This is a genomic window from Rathayibacter sp. AY1F6 (genome assembly GCF_002932035.1).
Lineage (GTDB): Bacteria > Actinomycetota > Actinomycetes > Actinomycetales > Microbacteriaceae > Rathayibacter.
The window spans coordinates 1-17,475 of sequence record NZ_PSVD01000001.1 but is presented as its reverse complement, the minus strand read 5'-3'; the positions used below and the strand labels follow the sequence as shown (position 1 = coordinate 17,475).

Here is a 17,475-nt window from a genome sequence, read left to right as displayed (position 1 = left end):
CGGCGAAACGTCCGTCGCATAGGCTCTCCGGGTGAAACGACTGTTTCTCTCCCGCTCGTGAAGAGGTGGCCCATGACCGCGCCCGCACCGTTCCTCCCCGTCGATCCGCCGCCGCGCCTGCTGATGGGGCCGGGCCCGATCAACGCGGATCCGCGCGTCCTGCGTGCGATGTCGGCGCAGCTGGTCGGGCAGTACGACCCGTTCATGACGGCGACGATGACGGAGACGCAGGAGCTGTACCGGCAGGTGTTCCGCACCCGCAACGAGAAGACGATGCTCGTCGACGGCACGAGCCGTGCGGGCATCGAGGCGGCGCTGGTCTCGATGCTGGAGCCGGGCGACCGCGTGCTCGTGCCGGTCTTCGGGCGGTTCGGGCACCTCCTCCGGGAGATCGCGGAGCGCTGCGGCGCGGAGGTGCACGTGATCGAGGCCGAGTGGGGGCAGGTCTTCCCCGTCTCGGCGATCGCCGAGGCCCTGGCCCGGGTGAAGCCGAAGATGCTGGCCGTGGTCCACGGCGACACGTCGACCACCATGGCGCAGCCGCTGGAGGAGCTCGGCGCCCTCTGCGAGAAGCACGGCGCCCTCTTCTACACCGACGTCACCGCCTCCGTCGCGGGCAACGCCTTCGCGACCGACGAGCTCGGGCTCGACGCGGTCACCGCGGGGCTCCAGAAGTGCCTGGGCGGCCCGTCCGGATCGGCTCCCGTCACCTTCTCGGAGAAGGCCGTCGCGGTGATCGAGTCGCGCAAAAGCATCGAGGCGGGGATCCGCGACGAGGGCGACACTGTCAGCGCCCGCCGCGTCCGCTCCAACTACTTCGACCTCGGCATGATCTTCGACTACTGGGGGCCGCGCCGCCTCAACCACCACACCGAGGCGACCACGATGCTCTACGGCGCGCGCGAGTGCGCCCGCATCGTCGTCGAGGAGGGCCTGGACGAGACGGTCGCCCGCCACGCGCTGCACGGGTCGGCGATGCTCGCCGGAGTCCGCGGCCTCGATCTCGAGGTGTTCGGCGACGTCGGGCACAAGATGACGAACGTCGTCGCGGTGCGCATCCCGCAGGGCGTGAACGGTGACGCGGTGCGCGGGGAGATGCTCGCCGACTTCGGCATCGAGATCGGCACGTCCTTCGGGCCGCTGCACGGGAAGGTCTGGCGCATCGGCACGATGGGCTACAACGCCCGGACGGACGCGGTGCTGACCACCCTGGCGGCGCTGGAGGCGGTGCTGCGCCGCGCGGGCGCCTCCGTGCCGGTGGGCGGCGGAGTCGCGGGGGCCTACGAGGTCTACGGGGCGGCACGCGCATGACCGGCACGACCGCGGACCCCACGACCGCGCCCCCCGCCGCCACCGCCGCGACCGCCCCCGACGCCGCCGCGATCATGGCCCGCTGCGACGAGCTCGCCGCGGTCTCCTCCAGCCGCGACGGCATCGAGCGGGTCTACCTCTCGCCCGAGCACGCCCGGGTGAACGCGATGGCCGCGCGCTGGATGACCGAGGCGGGCATGCGCACCTGGCAGGACGCGGCCGGCAACCAGTGCGGCCGCTACGAGGGCGCGACTCCGGGACTCCCGGCGCTCCTGCTCGGCTCGCACCTCGACACGGTGCCCGACGCGGGCCGCTACGACGGGATCCTCGGCGTGATGCTCGCGATCGCCGTGGTGTCGCGCCTGCAGGGGGCGGGCCGGCGCCTGCCGTTCGCCGTCGAGGTCGTCGCGTTCGGCGACGAGGAGGGCACCCGCTTCGGCACAGCGCTCCTCGGCTCCCGCGCCCTCGCCGGCACCTGGGACGAGCACTGGTGGGAGCTCGAGGACGCCGACGGGACGACGCTCGTCGAGGCGTTCCACGAGTTCGGGCTGGACCCCTCGCGCATCCGCACCGCCGCGCGCGACGCGCAGGACGTTCTCGCCTACCTCGAGGCGCACATCGAGCAGGGCCCCTACCTGGAGGAGGCGGACCGCGCCCTCGCCGTGGTCTCCTCGATCGCGGGCGCCCGCCGCTTCGCACTCACCCTCACCGGCAAGGCCGGGCACGCGGGCGGAGTTCCGCTCGACCGCCGCCGCGACGCGCTCACCGGGGCGGCCGAGGCCGTGCTCGCGGTGGAGCGCATCGCGCGGGAGCAGGGCGTGATCGCCACGGTCGGCCGGCTCGAGACCTTCCCGGGCGCGGTCAACGTCATCCCCGGCCGGGTCGAGTTCAGCCTCGACCTCCGCGCCGAGACCGACGCCCAGCGCGACGCGGCGTGGGACGCCATCGAGCACGCGATGTCGGAGTCGGCGTCGCGCCGCCGTCTCGCGCTGATGGTGGAGGAGACCCACTCGGCCCCCGCGGTCGTCGCCTCCTCTCGGCTGCAGGACGTCGTGCGCGCGGGCATCCGCGCGACCGGGGACGCGGAGCCGATGGTGCTGTTCTCCAAGGCCGGCCACGACGCGATGGCGGTCGCCGACCTCGCCGAGTACGCGATGCTCTTCCTCCGCTGCGAGGGCGGCGTCAGCCACCACCCGGACGAGAACGTGACCGAGGCCGACGTCGCGACCGCGCTCGACGCGTTCGAGGCGGCCGTGCTGGCGCTCGCCGACGGGACGCAGACCGCGTGACCCCCGCCCCGGCCCCCTCGACGAGCATCGGTCACCGCATCGATGCCGGCTACGCCGCGCTGTCGCGGCAGGAGCAGCGGGCGGCCGACTTCATCCTCGACCACCTCGGCGACCTGGCCGTCTACACGGCGACCGAGCTCGCCCAGCACAGCGGAGTGTCCAAGGCCACGGTCTCGCGGCTGTTCCGCCGCCTGGGGTTCTCGAACTCGCAGGAGGTGCGCGAGCACGCCCGGGCGCTGCGGTCCTCCGGTGTGCCGGTCGGTCCCGCGCAGGGACAGGGGGATCCGCTCGCCGCGCACCTCGAGAGCGAGCGGGCGAACCTGGCCCGGCTGGCCGCCGCGTTCGGCGACGGGCGGCTGGAGGAGGCGGTGCGGCTGATCGCGGGAGCGCGCGAGGTCGTCGTGATCGGACTGCGCAACAGCTACCCGGTGGCGCTGCACCTGCGCCAGCAGCTCGCGCAGGCGCGCGGAAGCGTCCGGATCGCCCCGCAGCCCGGCCAGTCGCTCGGTGAGGAGCTCGAGGGGCTCGGAGCCGAGGACGTCGTGGTGCTGGTCGGCTTCCGCCGCCGCCCCGCCTCTTTCGCGGCCCTGATCGGGACGCTCGCCGCGCGCGAGGTGCCCGTGGTGCTCCTCGCGGATCCGCCCGCCCGGCGCTACGCGGAGCACGCGGCGGTCTGGCTGGAGTGCCCGGTCGACAGCGGCACGGCGCTGGACAGCTACGCGGCGGCGATGAGCGCGGTCGCGCTCGTGGCGTCCGGAGTGCTCGGCGCGTCCCCGAGGGAGTCGCGCGAGCGGATCGCCGGGATCAGCACGGCCTACGCGGAGCTCGCCGAGCTGGAGGACCGGCCGTGAGCGAGGCGGCGGAGCTGATCCGCGCGCACGCCAAGGACCCCGTCGGGCAGGCCGACCCGACTCCGGCCCTCGGCCGGGCCGAGCTGATCACCCCCACCTGCGGCGACCGGATCGAGCTGCGCGTCGACGGCGGCGCGGAGCAGGTGCGCCTCGCCTGGAGCGGGCGGGGGTGCGAGGTCTCGCGGGGATCCGCGTCGCTGCTCGCGGACGGTCTCGACGGGCTGCCGGCGTCGGACATGCGGGAGCGGATCGACGCGTTCCTCGCGGCGATGGCGCACCGGAAGGGTGCACTCGCCGGCGAGGAGCAGGCGCTGCTCGCGGTGGCGGGCAACCCCGTCCGCTCCGTCTGCGCGACGCTGGCCTGGCGGGCGCTGGCCGCCGCCCTCGACGACGCGGGCCTGGCGTGAATTGCTCAGTCCGGCCCGTCGCGGTCGGCTCCCGACCACAGATCGCCGCACTCCACCCCGCGCGCGCCCCTCGCGCGGAGCAGGTCGCGCGCGCCGGAGTCGCCGTGCACGCCCTCGAGGAGCTCCGGCCAGTGGTCCCGTCCCAGCAGCACCGGATGACCGGGCCGACCGCGGAAGACCGCGCGGGCGAGCACGTCCGGCGCGACCGGCGCCTCCGCGAGCAGCCGGGCCCCCACGCTCGGCGGCTCCTCGGGCAGGTCGACCAGGGCGACCAGCGCGGCGACGCCCTCGGCCGCGGCGAGACCCGCGCGGAGCGACGCCGAGAGGCCGGTCTCCCACTCCGCCGCGACGACCACGTCCGCGGACGGCGGCACCAGGAGTCGCGCCCGTCCGGCCTCCGCGCCCAGGACCACGAGCACCCGCTCGCAGCCCACCGCGCGGAGCCTCTCGACGGCTCGCTCCACCCAGGGAACTCCCGCCGCGTCGCACCGCAGCGCCTTCGGGCCGCCCGCCCGGCGCCCCGCACCCGCCGCGAGCACCAGCCCGACGAGGTCCCGACTCCCGACCAGATCCATCCGACCATCGTGCCGCAGGCCGAGCCCCTGCTCCGCCGGACGAAGGAGACCGCATGACCGACACCCGATCCGAGACCGCCCGCGACGTGCTGCTCGCGTGCCTCGCCGTCTCCCGCTGGGCCGACGAGGTCGCCTCCGGCGCGCCCTACCCGTCGGCCGACGCGCTCGCCGACGCGGCCGAGCGGGCCGCGCGCACGCTCACCGAGGAGGAGGTGGAGGCGGCGCTGGCCGACCACCCGCGGATCGGGGAGCGGCACGCGGGTGCGGGGCGCTCCTCCGCGTTCTCGGCCGCGGAGCAGGCGGCGAGCCGCACGGGCGACGAGGAGCTGACCCGGCGGCTGCTGGCCGGCAACCGCGCCTACGAGGAGCGGTTCGGGCGCGTGTTCCTCCTCCGCGCGGCCGGCCGCGACCGGGCCGAGGTCGTCGCGGAGCTGGAGCGGAGACTCGGGCTCGACGACGAGACGGAGGCCCGCATCGTCGCGGAGCAGCTGCGGGAGATCACGGTGCTGCGGGTCCGCGGCCTCGACGACGGGCGCCTCGTCCGGGCGGAGGCCGCACGATGAGCGGGCACGCCAGCCGCGTCACCACCCACGTGCTCGACGCCGTCCGCGGCCGCCCCGCGCGCGGGGTCCCGGTGGCTCTCGACGCCCGTGCCGGCTCCGGCTGGGAGCGCCTCGCCGAGGCCCGCACCGACGACGACGGCCGCGTGGCGGCCTTCGGGCCGGAGCGCCTGGCCGCCGGGGTGCACCGGGTCGTCTTCGACACCGGCGTCTGGTTCGCCGCCTCGGGCACCGAGTCGTTCTACCCCGAGGTCGTCGTCGCCTTCCGCCTCGACGACGAGGAGGCGCACTTCCACATCCCGCTCCTGCTCAGCCCCTTCGCCTACTCGACCTACCGGGGCAGCTGATGCAGCTGCAGGACGTCCTCGACGCGCCGCAGCTGCGGCTGCGCGTGCTGGTCGCCGGCGACGGAGCGCTCGCGCGGCCGGTCGACGGCATCTTCACGACCGATCTCCTCGACCCGCGCCGCTACATCTCGCGCGACCAGCTGGTGCTGACCGGTCTGGTCTGGCGTCGGGACGCCCAGGACAGCGCGGCCTTCGTCGCCACGGTCGCGGACTCGGGTGCCAGCGCTCTGCTCGCCGGCGAGGGGCTGCTGGGCTTCGTGCCGGACGACCTCGTCGTCGCCTGCCGCGAGCACGACGTCCCGCTGATCGCCGTGCCGGCCGATGTGTCGTTCGGCGCGATCACGGCGCACCTGTCGAACGCCCTCGCCGGCGACCGCGTGGCCCGGCTGACGGCCGCCCTCGCCCGCCAGCGGGAACTGCTGACGGAGGTCTACCGGGGGCAGCAGCTCGACGAGCTCGTCACGCGCACCTCGCGCGAGCTCGGACTCCCCGTGTCGGTGCTGACCGCGACCGGCCGGACCGCGGCCTCCGCCTCGCCCCTGGGGCTGGGGGAGATCGAGCGGGTCGTGCACGCGGCGCTCACGGCCCGGCGCAGCCCGGTCGTGGTCGCGGACGCCCGCGGCGGCGGCCTGTCGGTCCTCACCGTCGCCGGTGCGGGCGAGCACCGCGCCACCTCCTGGCTGGTCGTCGTCGGGGGCGACTGGAACGACTGGCCCGCCGCAGTGCTGGACGCCGTGACCGAGCTCGCCGGAGTCGTGGGGGTCTACCGGCTGCAGCGGGAGGCGGCGCTCTCGGCCGACTCCGCTCTCGCCGACCGCCTGCTCGAGCTCGTGGAGGAGGACAGCGAGCAGCCCGAGGCCGCGGTGTACCTGCGGCAGCTCGGACTCGGCGGCGCCGGGCGGTGCGCCGTGGTCGCCGCCGAGTTCGAGGGCGACGCGCCCCCGGACCTGGCGCGCCGTGTCCTGGTCGACGCCGCCGCGCACCTGGGCCGCGCCGTGGTCGGACGCGACGCCCAGGGCTGCGCGGTGGCGGTGCTGCCCACCGAGGCGACCGATGCGATCCCCACCGGCGCGGATCCGCTCGCCGTCGTCACCTCGGCGCTGCGACGAGCGGGAGCCGCGTGGCCGGGCGCCGTGCTGCGCGTCGGGACGAGCGCCGCGACTCCGCTGCCCGCGCTCGGCGGCGCCCTCCGCTCGGCACGCTACGGGATGCTGCTGCCGGGCTCTCCGGGCGACGACGCTCCGGTGCGGGTCAGCGACTCCGGGGAGGTCACCTCCGCCGTGCAGCTGCTGACCGCGGTCCCCGACCACCTGCGCTCGGTGTTCGTCGAGCTGGTGCTCGGGCGGCTCGTCGAGCACGACGCGCGCTACGGCTCGCAGCTGGTCGCCACGCTCGCGGCGTTCCTGGACTGCGGCGGCTCGTGGGTGCGCACGGCGGAGCAGACGCACCTGCACCTGAACACGGTGCGGTACCGCATTGCGAGGGTGGAGGAGCTGACGCAGCGCGACCTGTCGGACACCGCGGACCGCGCCGACCTGTTCCTGGCGCTGCGCCTGCGCTGACGGCCGAGTGCGCGCGGTCCGCACCGCGCCGCCCGGGCCGGCCCCGTCACTCCGGAGGCGCGATCCGCCTGCCCCGGACGTGCACCGCGGCGATCGCCGGCTCGCGCAGGGTCATCAGCAGGGCGAAGAGCAGCTGGGCCGTCGCCTCCTCCTCGTCGTCCGCGCGGATCCCGTGGGCGAGGACGTCGGCGAGCGGCTCCCACCGGTCGGGCTCGATGCGGAGGAAGTCCGCGTCCTTCCCGGGGTCGAGGCTGCCGAACCGCTCCTCCTGGTCGAGCGCCCGCGCGCCGGCGAGCGTCGCCGTGAACAGGAGCTCGGCCGGATGCAGGGCGACGGCCGCGTCGCCGGGCTCCGAGAGGTGCACCTTGAAGGCGTCGTTCGCCACTCGCGCCAGCAGCCACTCGTCGCCCGCGCCCACGTCCGAACCGAGGGCGACGGTGACCCCCGAGGCGACGGTCCGGCGCCAGGGCATGGTGCCGGAGCCGAGGAACTGCTGCGAGGTCGGGCAGTGGGCGATCGAGGTGCCGGTCTCCTCCATCCGGTGCAGCTCCGCGTCCTGGCAGTGCACGGCGTGAGCGAGGATCGTGCGCGGCCCGAGGAGGGAGGAGCCGCCGCGCGCGGAGCCGGGCAGGAAGAGCCCGTCGTAGGTGTCGAGGTAGCTGCGGGTGCCGTACGAGCCGAGCACGGCGGCGATCTCGCCGTCGCCGGGCCGGTCGTTCTCGTTGAGGTGGCTGTGCACGTAGACGCCGCGTCCGCGGACGTCGTCGTAGAGGTCGCCGAGCGCTCCGAGGGTCCGGGGAGTGACGGACAGCGAGAACCGCGGGACGAGCGCGACCTGCAGGAGCGGGTTCCTCCCGTGCCAGCGGTCGATCTCCTCCGACGCGAGCGTCAGCGCCTCCTCCTCGGAGGTGATCAGGGGAGCCGCCGAGGCCGGGCCCGTGGTCTGGATCCCGCGCCCCGACACGATCCGCAGCCCCGCCTCGCGGGTGCGCTCGAAGAGGGCGTCCTGCGCGGCCGGGAACGCGGAGCCGAAGACCATCGCGGCGGTCGTGCCCGCGGCCACCCGCCGCCGGGTGAAGGCTCGCGCGACGACGTCGGCGAACTCCGGGTCGGCGAGCCGCGCCTCCGAGGGGAACACCGTCCGGTCGAGCCACTCGAGCAGCTGGCCGCCGCCGAAGCCGTCGGTCGAGAACGTCTGGGGGAAGTGCACGTGCGCGTCGACGAAGCCGGGCAGCAGGACCGACGCGGCGTCGCCGGAGACCGGCAGGAGCGCGAAGCGGTCCGGCAGCTCGCGGTACGGACCGACCCAGCCGATCGTGCCGTCCTCGTCCACGGCGAGAGCGCCGTCCGGGATCGACACCAGCGACTCCCGCGCGGTCGCGAGCGTCGCACCCCCGGCGACGTGCAGCACGTGCCCCCGGTGGACGCCCCCGGCGCCGGTCACACCAGGCCCGTGTAGGCGGTCCAGGCGGATCCCGCGGGCGGCGCGTCGTCGCGGGTGACGCTCGCCTGGATCAGCCCGTAGGGGCGGTCGGCGGCGTGGAAGACCTCGTTGTCGTTCTCGACGCCGAAGGGCGAGAGGTCGTAGACGAAGTGGTGCTTGTTCGGCGCGGAGAGACGGATCTCGACGATCTGCGGGTACTCCTCCAGGACCGCCTTCCCCATCTCGAAGAGCGTCTGCTGGAGGGCGAGGGAGTGCACGGTCGCGAAGCGGCTCGTCATGAGCGCCTTGACGCCCGCGTAGACCGCCTCCCAGTCCATCGCCGCGATCTCGTCCTCGCTCAGGGCGAAGCGCCACTTCGCGACCAGCGAGGTCGCCATCACCCGGTCGATCGTCGGCTGGAGGACCGTGTACGGGTCGGTGAGGAAGCCGTGGAACTCGCTCCCCGTGGACTTCAGGATCGTGAGGTCCTTGAAGCCGCCGGTGATCCAGATCCGCCGCTCGTCGCCCGAGCCCTCGACCGTGACCGACGCGATCCGCGTCTCCTGGCCCTTCCGGACCCAGGTGTGGTCGTGCTCGCGCCCGTCCACCAGCACGCGCTCCCAGGCGAACTCCTCGATCTCGATGCGGGCGCCGTGGACGGGCTCGTAGCCGTCGACGAAGTGGCGGGCCAGCTCGAGGCCGTAGGGCTCGATCGAGCGCAGGCCCTTCTCCTTGGCGAAGGCGTACGCCGTCTGCTTCTGCGTGTCCGTGGGCAGGACGGCCGACTGGTCGCCCTCTCGGTGCGCGGCCTCGAAGTCGCCGCGGAGGGCCGTGGAGACGTTGACGTCGTGGATCTCGTGCCGCGGGGTCTCGCGGTAGATCCGCACGACGCGGTTCTCGGCCTTCCCGTACTGGTGGTCCCCGAGGATGATCGACATGTCCGCTCCTGTCCGTTCCGTGCGGCCGGGCCCGGTCACGCGGTGGTGCCCGTCCTGCTCGCGGCTCCTGCGAGCCCGTCTGCCAGCCTCGCGCCTGCCGGGGGCTCCGCGCACCGGCGGAGCATCCCGAGGAGCCGCCGCCGGGACTCCGAGTCTTGTGCGATCCGCCCGCTCCGCGGCTCCGACCCGCCTCCGTTCACACGCTCGAAACCTGCCGATGACACGGCGGCGCTCTGCGTGAGCGGTCGAGCTCCCCGAGGTGTCGTCAGGGAGGCGGGGGATCGGCGGGTCGAGGTCAGGGGCGGGTGAGGAGGCGCCCGGCGGGCGGGACCGTCGCGGCGGTGACGCGGCGGCCGCCCACCCAGGTGGCGGCGACGGCGCCGCGGAGGACGCGGCCCTCGTAGGCCGAGACGGGGTTCCGGTGCGAGAGGGCGTCGACGTCCACGCGCCACTGCGCCTCCGGGTCGAACGCGACCAGGTCGGCGTCGGACCCTGCGTGCAGCAGGCCCTTCTGGCCGAGCCCGGCGAACGCGGCGGTCGCCGTGGACATCCAGGCGACGACCTGCTCGAGCGGGATGCCCCGCTCGCGGGCCCCGGTCCAGACGGCGCGGAAGCTCAGCTCGAGTCCCGAGATCCCGCCCCAGGCGACGCCGAAATCGCCGCCGGCGGGGAGCTTCAGCTCGGCGGTGGCGGGGGAGTGGTCCGAGGCGATGATGTCGATCGTACCGTCGAGCAGCCCCTTCCAGAGCAGCTCGCGGTTGCGCTCGTCGCGGATCGGCGGGCAGCACTTGAACTGCGTGCCGCCGTCGGGGATCGAGCCGGCGTCGAAGGTGAGGTAGTGCGGGCAGGTCTCGGCGGTGATCGGCAGCCCCTCGGCCTTGGCCTCGCGCAGGAGCGGCAGCGCGTCGGCGGAGGAGAGGTGCAGGATGTGCGCGCGGCAGCCGGTCTCGCGGACGGCCTCGATCACGTGCAGGATCGCGCTGCGCTCGGAGGCGGGCGGGCGGGAGTCGACGAACGCGCCGTAGGAGGCGCCGGGCTCCAGCGCGCTCGCCTCCAGCTCGGCCGGGTCCTCGGCGTGCACGATCAGCAGTCCGTCGAAGGCGGCGATCTCGCGCATCGCCTCGACGAGCTGCTCCCGGCTCAGGTGCGGGAACTCGTCCACGCCGCTCGGCGAGAGGAAGCACTTGAAGCCGAAGACGCCCGCGTCGTGGAGCTCGCGCAGCGTGCCGAGGTTCGAGGGGATCGCCCCGCCCCAGAAGCCGACGTCCACCTGCGCCTGCGGCCCGGCGGCCTCGCGCTTGGCCTCGAGCCCCGCCACCGTGGTGGTCGGCGGGATCGAGTTCAGCGGCATGTCGATGATCGTGGTGACGCCCCCGGCGGCGGCCGCGCGGGTGGCGGAGGCGAAGCCCTCCCACTCCGTGCGGCCCGGCTCGTTGACGTGCACGTGGGTGTCGACGATCCCCGGGATCAGGACCTGGCCCTCGGGGAGGACGATCTCCTCCGTGGTCCGCCAGGGGGCGTCCCGCTCGCCGACCGCGACGATCAGGCCCTCGGCGATCGCGATGCTGGCCGGACGCCGGCCGTTCTCGGTCAGCACGTCGGAGGCGCGGATCACGAGGTCGAGGAAGGGAGCGTCGTCAGGCATGGATCGACCCTATACTCGGCATGTTTCCTGCGTGTGAGCGCCCGTCGGCGGCTCCGCCCGGCCTCTCCGCAGCCCCGGCGCCGTCGCCTCCCGTCCGAGAAGAGGAGGCCGTCGTGCTCGACATCGCCGCCCCCCTGCTCGAGCGCGTCGAGGGGGGCGGGAGCGTCGCGGTCGTCACGGTCACGCACGTCTTCGGCTCGGCTCCCCGCGCTCTCGGCTCCTCGATGGCGGTGGACGCGGAGGGGCGCGCGATCGGCTCGATCTCCGGCGGCTGCGTCGAGGCGCAGGCGTACGCGCTGGCCCAGGAGGTGCTCGGCACCTCGGGCAGCGCGTCCGAGCACTTCGGCTTCGACGACGAGGCGGCCTTCGCCGCCGGCCTGTCCTGCGGGGGGCAGCTGCGCGTGTTCGGCCAGGTCGTCGACTCCGGCTCCACCGCGGTCCTCGCCGAGCTGCGCGCCGCCCGCGCCGGCCGCTCGGCCGCGCTGGCGATCGTCGTCGGCGGCCCGGAGGAGCTGATCGGCCTCGTCCTCACCGGAGCGACGCGCCTCCAGGACGTCGTCGGCCCGCACCTGGACGAGGACACCGCCCGCCGCATCCTCGCCGAGCGCGAGGCGCGCCTGGCCTCCGGCCGCTCGGCCACGGTCGAGACCGGCTGCCGGAGCGCCGAGCTCGAGATCGCCTACATCGTGCACGCCGAGCGGCCGCGCCTGCTGATCTACGGCGCCGTCGACTTCTCCGCCGCGCTCTGCTCCGCCGGATCCCTGCTCGGCTACCGCGTGACCGTCTGCGACGCGCGTCCGGTGTTCGCGACCGCCGAGCGCTTCCCCGGCGCCGACGAGGTCGTGGTCGAGTGGCCGTCCGACCACCTCGCCCGCGCCGAGGTCGACTCGCGCACCGTGATCGCGGAGCTCACGCACGACGAGAAGTTCGACATCCCGCTGCTCGAGACCGCGCTCGCGCTCCCGGTCGCCTACGTCGGCGCGATGGGATCGCGGCGCACCCACGAGCGGCGGCTGCGGCTGCTGCGCGAGGCGGGAGTGACGGAGGAGGCGCTCGCCCGCCTGCACTCGCCGATCGGCCTGGACATCGGCGCGTCGACGCCGGAGGAGACGGCCGTGTCGATCCTCGCGGAGGTCCTCGCCGCGCGCACGGGGACGTCCGGGGAGCCGCTCGCGGGGCGCTCGGGCCCGATCCACGCGGCGCGCTGAGCCGCACGTCCTCCCTTGACGGCGCGCCGTCGTGATCGCGCCGGCCTGCTCGCACTCCGGCGGGAAACGGCCGCGAAACACCGCGCTGCCATGCTCGGGGCATGCAGCGCCACGTCCTCACCGGAGCCCACGTCGCCACCGTCGACGCGCACGGGACCGAGCACCCCGTCGGCCACGTCGTCGTCGACGACTCCCGCATCGTCGCCGTCGGAGCCGGCGACCCTCCGGCGTGGGCCCTCGACGGACGGTCCCCGACGGGCCTGCCGGCGCAGGAGGCGATCGCGCTCACGCGGGTCGACGGCCGCGGCCACCTGCTCACTCCCGGGCTCGTCAACACGCACCACCACCTCTACCAGTGGCTCACCCGCGGCTGGGCGCAGGACTCGATCCTCTTCGACTGGCTCGTCGCGCTCTACCCCGCCTGGTCCCGCATCGACGCCGACCTGACCCGCTCCGCCGCCCTCGGCGCGATGGGCGTCCTCGCCCGGTCCGGCTGCAGCACCGTCGCCGACCACCACTACGTCTTCCCACGGGGCTCCGGCGACATCGTCGGCGGCATCGTCGACGCGGCCGGCACCCTCGGCCTCCGGCTGCACGCGACCCGCGGGTCGATGGACCTCGGCGAGTCCCGGGGCGGCCTCCCGCCGGACTTCGCCGTCGAGACCACGGCGGCCGCGCTCCAGGCCAGCGGAGAGGCGGTCCAGCTGTACCACGACGCCTCCGCCGACGCGATGGTGCGGGTCGCGATCGCCCCGTGCTCGCCGTTCTCGGTGACCACCGACCTGCTGCGAGAGTCGGCCGTCCTCGCCCGTCAGCTCGGGGTCCGGCTGCACACCCACGGCTCCGAGACCGTGGAGGAGGACGCCTACACGCGGGAGGCGTTCGGCCTCTCGCCCACCGACCACCTGGAGTCGCTCGGCTGGCTCGGCGATGACGTCTGGATGGCGCACTGCGTCCACCTCGACGCCGACGCGATCGCGAAGTTCGCGGCCACGGGCACCGGAGTCGCGCACTGCCCGTCCTCGAACGGCCGGCTCGCGGCGGGCATCGCGCCGATCCCGCAGCTGCTGGCTGCGGGAGCCCCGGTCGGCCTCGGCGTGGACGGCGCGGCGTCGAACGAGTCCGGTCAGCTCGGCTCCGAGATCCGCGCCGCGGTGCTGATGAACCGCCTGCGCGCCGGCGCCGACCGGATGAGCGCCCGGCAGGCGCTCTCGGTCGCCACCATCGGCGGGGCCCGGGTGCTCGGTCGGCAGGACGAGATCGGCTCGATCGAGGTCGGCAAGCTCGCCGACCTCGCGCTCTGGCGGATCGACGGGATCGAGCACGCGGGCATCGCGGACCCGGTCGCGGCGCTCGCACTCGGAGCGCAGCCCCCGCTGAGCCTGCTCCTGGTGCAGGGTCGCCCGACGGTGCGGGAGGGACGGCTGGTGAACGCGGACGAGGACGCGATCGCCCGCGAGGTCGCCCGGGCGAGCACGGAGCTGGCGTCGCGCGTCTGAGCTGCGGCAGCCGATCGGCGCTCAGCTCGTCGTCGTTCAACCGGGCGGCGCCTCCGCCTCGACGGTCGCGACCGGGGCGGCGTCCGGGTGCAGGAGCCGCCAGATCCGGTCGCGGGAGAGCGGCAGCTCGGTCGGCCGCACGCCGATCGCGTCGCGGACGGCGTTGGCGAGTGCGGGGGCGACCGGGTTGTAGGGCGCCTCGCTCATCGACTTCGCGCCGAACGGCCCGAGCTCGTCGGCGGTGTCCGCGAAGAGCACCTCGGTCTCGGGCACGTCCGCCATCTGCGGGATGTGGTAGTTCCGGAGGATCGCCGTGGTCACGGTGCCCTCGCCGTCGAGGATCACCTCCTCGTACAGCGCCGAGCCGATCGCCTGCGCCACTCCGCCCTCGACCTGCCCGCGGCACTGCGCCGGGTTGATCACGAAGCCGGCGTCGGCCGCCTGGACCGACTGCAGGATCCGCACCTCGCCCGTCGGCTCGTGCACCGCGACGCGGAAGCCCTGGACGTTGAACGCGAGCGAGCGCTGAGCGCCGTCCTCGCTCCCGGTCGCGGTGACCGGTCCGCCGGCCGCACGGACCAGATCGGCGAACGCGACCCGGGTGCCGTCCGGAGCGAGCAGGCCCTCGTCGTCGGGCTCGAAGGTCTCGTCGTGCCCGGTCAGCCGCTTGGCGAGCGCCTGCAGCTCGGCGAGGAGGCGCGTCGCGGCCGAGTGGACGGCCTTGCCCGCGACCACCGTGCCGGCGCTGCCGAACGCTCCGGTGTCGTAGCGGGCCGCGTCCGTGTCGGACTGGTGGATCCGCACCCGGTCGGCCGAGGCGCGGAAGGCGCTCGCGACCAGCTGCGTGTGCACGGTGGTCGTCCCGTTGCCGAACTCGGCCGTGCCGACGCCGATGGTCAGCACTCCCTCGGCGTCGACGGTGACGGTCGCCTCCGAGAAGTGGCCCCGCGGTGGGATGGTGGCGATCATCGCCAGTGCCGTGCCCTGCCCTGTCCGCCACCCCGGTCCGTCGGGGGCGGGGGAGCCGCCGCCGCCGGCCAGTGCCGCCTCGGTGAGGTCGAGGCACTGGTCGAGCCCGTAGGAGGCGAAGCCGATGTCGTCGCCCTCGACGTGCGTGACCACCAGCGGCTCGCCCGGGCGCACCGCGTTGATCCGCCGCAGCTCGAACGGGTCGATCCCGAGCTCGCGGGCGAGATCGTCCATCGCCGACTCGATGCCGAAGATCACCTGCCCGAGGCCGTAGCCGCGGAACGCCCCCGAGGGGAGGTTGTTCGTGTAGACGGCCTGCGCGTCGACGCGCTTGCTGGGCGCGCTGTAGACGGCGACCGACTCCGAGGTGCCGTGGAACATCACGCCGGGTCCGTGGTTGCCGTAGGCGCCGGTGTCCGAGAGCACGTCCACGGCGAGGGCGGTCAGCCGTCCGTCGCGCCGGGCGCCGAGCGTGACGCCGACCCGCATCGGGTGTCGGCAGGGGGCCATCGTGAACTCGTCGCTCCGGGTGAACTCGAACTGCACGGGCCGGCCGGTGGCGAGCACGGCGAGGGCGACGACGTCCTCCGTCAGGATCTCCTGCTTGCCGCCGAAGCCGCCGCCCACCCGTGCCGTGAAGACGCGGACGGTCGACGGATCGCGGTCGAACAGGCGCGCGATCTCGTCGCGCACGAGGAAGGGCACCTGCGTCGAGGTCCGCAGCACCAGCTCTCCGCCCTCGAGCCAGCCGATGGTGCCGTGGGTCTCGAGCGCCGTGTGCGCGACCCGGGAGGTCGAGTACCGGCCCTCGACGACCACGTCGGCCTCCGCGAGTCCGGCGGCCACGTCCCCGTACTCTCCGTGGAGCTCCGCGACGACGTTCGCCTCCGGCCGGGCGATGCGCGAGGCGATCGGATCCTTGTCGGCGTGCAGGAGCGGCGCGCCGGCCGAGCGCGCCTCCTCCGGGTCGAAGACGGCGGGCAGCACCTCGTAGTCGACCTCGACGGCGCGGCAGGCCGCCTCCGCCTCGGCCACCGACTCCGCGACCACCACGGCCACGCGCTGCCCGCGGAACCGGACGACCGTGTCGAGCATGCGGGTGTCGTCCGGGTCGTCGAGCCGGGACTCGTGGCGGGCGGTGGAGTAGAGGACGTCCGGGACGTCCTCGGCGGTGAGGACCGCGACGACGCCCCGCATCGCGCGGGCGGCGGTCGTGTCGATCGAGCGGATGCGCGCGTGGGCGTGCGGGCTCTGGACGACCTTCACGTGCAGCAGGCCGGGCACGGCGACGTCGAGGGTGAACGGCTCGCGGCCCTGGACGATCCGCCGGCCGGCAGGCGCGCCGAGCGAGCGGCCGACCCGGGACTCCTCGGCCGATGGGCGACCGGTGCGGCGGACGGGGGTGAGACCCGACGGCGGGGCCGCGTGCCGTCCGCGGACCGGGGCCTCCGTGCGATCCGCTCCGGACGGCTCGGCCGCGTGCGCGCCGTGCCCGGACGCGCAGGCGCCCGTCACGGCCTCGCGGATGGGGCGGTAGCCCGTGCACCGGCAGAGGTTGCCCTTCATCAGCCGCGGCACGTCCTCGGCGCGGACTCCGTCGAGCGCCGTGGCCGTGACCACCATGCCGGCCGTGCAGAAGCCGCACTGGAACGCGCCGGCCTCGACGAACGCCTCCTGCACCGCGCTCGGCTCCTCGGGCGTGCCGAGGCCGGCCGCGGTCGTCACCTCGCGGCCCTCGACGCGGTGGGCGGGGTAGAGGCAGGAGTGGAACGGCGTCCCGTCGACGAGGACGGAGCAGGCGCCGCAGTCGCCGGCGTCGCACCCCTTCTTCACCTCGAAGTGCTCGTGGTCGCGGAGGAGGGTGCGCAGCACCTGGCCGGGGCGGGGGGAGGCGTCGACCGGCTCCCCGTTGACGGTGAACCTCATCGGGCGCCTTCGGTCAGCTCGGTGCGGATCTCCTCGGCGAGCACGCGGACGACGGCGTGGCGCCAGTCGGCGGCTCCGTGCGGGTCGGTGAACCAGGTCGCGACGCCGTCGACGGCCGCGGCGAGCTCGGCCGAGGAGGGAACGGCGGCGAAGCGGAGCAGCTCCGGCCGGACGGTCGCCGCGGTGATCGTGAGGAGGAACGCGCCGTCGGTGTCGAGGCGGCCGATGACGACGGCGCCGGAGCGTCCGAGAGGGGAGAGCGCCGTCTTGCGGAACGCGGTGCGCGCCCGGAGGGAGGAGAGCGGGAACTCGATCGAGCGGATGACGTCGTCCTGGGCCAGGGAAGTGGTCATGTTGCCGGTCACGAGCTCGGCGACCGGCACGGCGACGTCCGAGCCGTCGGCCCGCCAGACGAGGGCGGTGGCGTCGAGCGCGGCGGCGAGGCTGATCATCGGTCCGGCGGGCAGGGCGTTGGCGATGTTGCCGCCGACAGTGGCGACGTTCCAGATCTTGAAGGAGCCCAGCAGTGCCGTGCAGCACTGGAAGAAGAGCGGATGGGCGGTGTCGCCCGCGTCGGGCATCGCGGCGAGCTCACTGAGCGTGCAGGTCGCCGCGATCGAGAGCCCGGCGTCCGTGCGCACGATCGGCTCCCACGCGAATCCCTGCAGGTCGAGGAGCTCGTCGAGGTGGTCGTGGGGGAGAGAGAACACCCAGGAGCCGCCTCCGATGACCGCTGAGCGCGGCCCGCGGCCCGCCAGCTCGGAGCGCTCGCGCACCACCCGGACGCGCTGGATCGTGTTCAGGTCCATGCCGCGCCTCCGTCCCGCGCCCGTCGGGCGTCTCCCCCCAGTGAACCCCACCCGTGTGACGCCCGTGTTTCATACCGAGCCCGTCCCCGCCGGGCTCGGAGCGGTCGGCCGGAGAGGGTGGCTGCGATTCGCAGAGCGGGGAGTGATCGCCTAGAC

General features: G+C 74.7%; 15 protein-coding genes. 9 read left to right on the top strand and 6 right to left on the bottom strand.

Annotated features, from left to right (window positions below):
* Positions 1–72 precede the first annotated feature (72 nt).
* From C5C44_RS00075 to C5C44_RS00060, 4 genes are read left to right on the top strand one after another with little or no spacing between them, the layout of a single operon-like run.
* Entirely contained in the window at positions 73–1,311 is a 1,239-nt protein-coding gene (locus C5C44_RS00075; RefSeq protein ID WP_258065856.1) for an alanine--glyoxylate aminotransferase family protein, read from the top strand.
* Positions 1,308–2,600, top strand: coding sequence for an allantoate amidohydrolase (locus tag C5C44_RS00070; protein ID WP_104335050.1), 1,293 nt, complete (start codon positions 1,308–1,310; stop codon positions 2,598–2,600). The genes C5C44_RS00075 and C5C44_RS00070 overlap by 4 nt, the downstream gene beginning before the upstream one ends.
* Positions 2,597–3,451 (top strand): MurR/RpiR family transcriptional regulator, encoded by an 855-nt coding sequence (locus C5C44_RS00065; RefSeq protein ID WP_219812920.1) that lies wholly within the window; start codon positions 2,597–2,599, stop codon positions 3,449–3,451. The genes C5C44_RS00070 and C5C44_RS00065 overlap by 4 nt, the downstream gene beginning before the upstream one ends.
* Positions 3,448–3,858 carry an iron-sulfur cluster assembly scaffold protein gene (locus tag C5C44_RS00060; protein ID WP_104335049.1) on the top strand — a complete coding sequence of 137 codons (411 nt, stop codon included), beginning with the start codon at positions 3,448–3,450 and terminating at the stop codon, positions 3,856–3,858. Before C5C44_RS00065 ends, C5C44_RS00060 begins: the two co-directional genes overlap by 4 nt.
* Before the next feature lie 5 nt (positions 3,859–3,863).
* On the opposite strand, the gene C5C44_RS00055 is transcribed toward C5C44_RS00060, so the two are convergent.
* A complete protein-coding gene (locus C5C44_RS00055) occupies positions 3,864–4,433 on the bottom strand; it encodes an NTP transferase domain-containing protein (RefSeq protein WP_104223492.1) in 570 nt (189 codons plus the stop codon).
* A 53-nt stretch (positions 4,434–4,486) separates the two neighbouring features.
* On the opposite strand from C5C44_RS00055, the gene uraD reads away from it, so the two are divergent.
* From uraD to C5C44_RS00040, 3 genes are read left to right on the top strand one after another with little or no spacing between them, the layout of a single operon-like run.
* Positions 4,487–4,996, top strand: coding sequence for a 2-oxo-4-hydroxy-4-carboxy-5-ureidoimidazoline decarboxylase (uraD, locus tag C5C44_RS00050; RefSeq protein ID WP_104335048.1), 510 nt, complete (start codon positions 4,487–4,489; stop codon positions 4,994–4,996).
* Positions 4,993–5,340 carry a hydroxyisourate hydrolase gene (gene uraH, locus C5C44_RS00045; RefSeq protein WP_104262995.1) on the top strand — a complete coding sequence of 116 codons (348 nt, stop codon included), beginning with the start codon at positions 4,993–4,995 and terminating at the stop codon, positions 5,338–5,340. The genes uraD and uraH overlap by 4 nt, the downstream gene beginning before the upstream one ends.
* The gene (locus C5C44_RS00040) at positions 5,340–6,902 is read left to right on the top strand and encodes a PucR family transcriptional regulator (RefSeq protein ID WP_104335047.1); all 1,563 of its coding nucleotides are present in this window, start codon (positions 5,340–5,342) and stop codon (positions 6,900–6,902) included. Before uraH ends, C5C44_RS00040 begins: the two co-directional genes overlap by 1 nt.
* A gap of 46 nt (positions 6,903–6,948) precedes the next feature.
* Here the strand turns inward: C5C44_RS00040 and C5C44_RS00035 are convergent, their stop codons facing one another.
* The 3 genes from C5C44_RS00035 to allB all read right to left on the bottom strand — a co-directional run bounded on the left by C5C44_RS00035 (position 6,949) and on the right by allB (position 10,908).
* Complete coding sequence (locus tag C5C44_RS00035; RefSeq protein WP_104335046.1) at positions 6,949–8,346, bottom strand: amidohydrolase family protein; 1,398 nt, start codon at positions 8,344–8,346, stop codon at positions 6,949–6,951.
* Positions 8,343–9,263, bottom strand: a complete 921-nt coding sequence (gene pucL, locus C5C44_RS00030; protein WP_104335045.1) for a factor-independent urate hydroxylase — start codon at positions 9,261–9,263, stop codon at positions 8,343–8,345. Before pucL ends, C5C44_RS00035 begins: the two co-directional genes overlap by 4 nt.
* Positions 9,264–9,558: 295 nt before the next feature.
* Positions 9,559–10,908, bottom strand: a complete 1,350-nt coding sequence (gene allB / locus C5C44_RS00025; protein ID WP_104335044.1) for an allantoinase AllB — start codon at positions 10,906–10,908, stop codon at positions 9,559–9,561.
* A gap of 113 nt (positions 10,909–11,021) precedes the next feature.
* On the opposite strand from allB, the gene C5C44_RS00020 reads away from it, so the two are divergent.
* Both C5C44_RS00020 and C5C44_RS00015 read left to right on the top strand, forming a co-directional pair.
* Positions 11,022–12,116 (top strand): XdhC family protein, encoded by a 1,095-nt coding sequence (locus tag C5C44_RS00020; protein WP_258066586.1) that lies wholly within the window; start codon positions 11,022–11,024, stop codon positions 12,114–12,116.
* A 101-nt stretch (positions 12,117–12,217) separates the two neighbouring features.
* On the top strand, positions 12,218–13,615 hold the full coding sequence (locus tag C5C44_RS00015; RefSeq protein WP_104269238.1) for an 8-oxoguanine deaminase: 1,398 nt from the start codon (positions 12,218–12,220) through the stop codon (positions 13,613–13,615).
* Positions 13,616–13,651: 36 nt separating this feature from the next.
* On the opposite strand, the gene C5C44_RS00010 is transcribed toward C5C44_RS00015, so the two are convergent.
* Positions 13,652–16,510, bottom strand: a complete 2,859-nt coding sequence (locus tag C5C44_RS00010; RefSeq protein WP_104223501.1) for a molybdopterin cofactor-binding domain-containing protein — start codon at positions 16,508–16,510, stop codon at positions 13,652–13,654.
* The gene (locus C5C44_RS00005; protein WP_104335042.1) at positions 16,507–17,319 is read right to left on the bottom strand and encodes an FAD binding domain-containing protein; all 813 of its coding nucleotides are present in this window, start codon (positions 17,317–17,319) and stop codon (positions 16,507–16,509) included. The genes C5C44_RS00010 and C5C44_RS00005 overlap by 4 nt, the downstream gene beginning before the upstream one ends.
* Between the last annotated feature and the right edge of the window lie 156 nt (positions 17,320–17,475).

What these genes read in the sequence shown, in the direction of transcription:
- C5C44_RS00010 (WP_104223501.1), bottom strand. Translation starts at nt 16,510, where the DNA reads ATGAGGTTCACCGTCAACGGGGAGCCGGTCGACGCCTCCCCCCGCCCC.
- uraD (WP_104335048.1), top strand. Translation starts at nt 4,487, where the DNA reads ATGACCGACACCCGATCCGAGACCGCCCGCGACGTGCTGCTCGCGTGC.
- C5C44_RS00055 (WP_104223492.1), bottom strand. Translation starts at nt 4,433, where the DNA reads ATGGATCTGGTCGGGAGTCGGGACCTCGTCGGGCTGGTGCTCGCGGCG.
- C5C44_RS00015 (WP_104269238.1), top strand. Translation starts at nt 12,218, where the DNA reads ATGCAGCGCCACGTCCTCACCGGAGCCCACGTCGCCACCGTCGACGCG.
- C5C44_RS00075 (WP_258065856.1), top strand. Translation starts at nt 73, where the DNA reads ATGACCGCGCCCGCACCGTTCCTCCCCGTCGATCCGCCGCCGCGCCTG.
- allB (WP_104335044.1), bottom strand. Translation starts at nt 10,908, where the DNA reads ATGCCTGACGACGCTCCCTTCCTCGACCTCGTGATCCGCGCCTCCGAC.
- pucL (WP_104335045.1), bottom strand. Translation starts at nt 9,263, where the DNA reads ATGTCGATCATCCTCGGGGACCACCAGTACGGGAAGGCCGAGAACCGC.
- C5C44_RS00040 (WP_104335047.1), top strand. Translation starts at nt 5,340, where the DNA reads ATGCAGCTGCAGGACGTCCTCGACGCGCCGCAGCTGCGGCTGCGCGTG.
- C5C44_RS00005 (WP_104335042.1), bottom strand. Translation starts at nt 17,319, where the DNA reads ATGGACCTGAACACGATCCAGCGCGTCCGGGTGGTGCGCGAGCGCTCC.
- uraH (WP_104262995.1), top strand. Translation starts at nt 4,993, where the DNA reads ATGAGCGGGCACGCCAGCCGCGTCACCACCCACGTGCTCGACGCCGTC.
- C5C44_RS00070 (WP_104335050.1), top strand. Translation starts at nt 1,308, where the DNA reads ATGACCGGCACGACCGCGGACCCCACGACCGCGCCCCCCGCCGCCACC.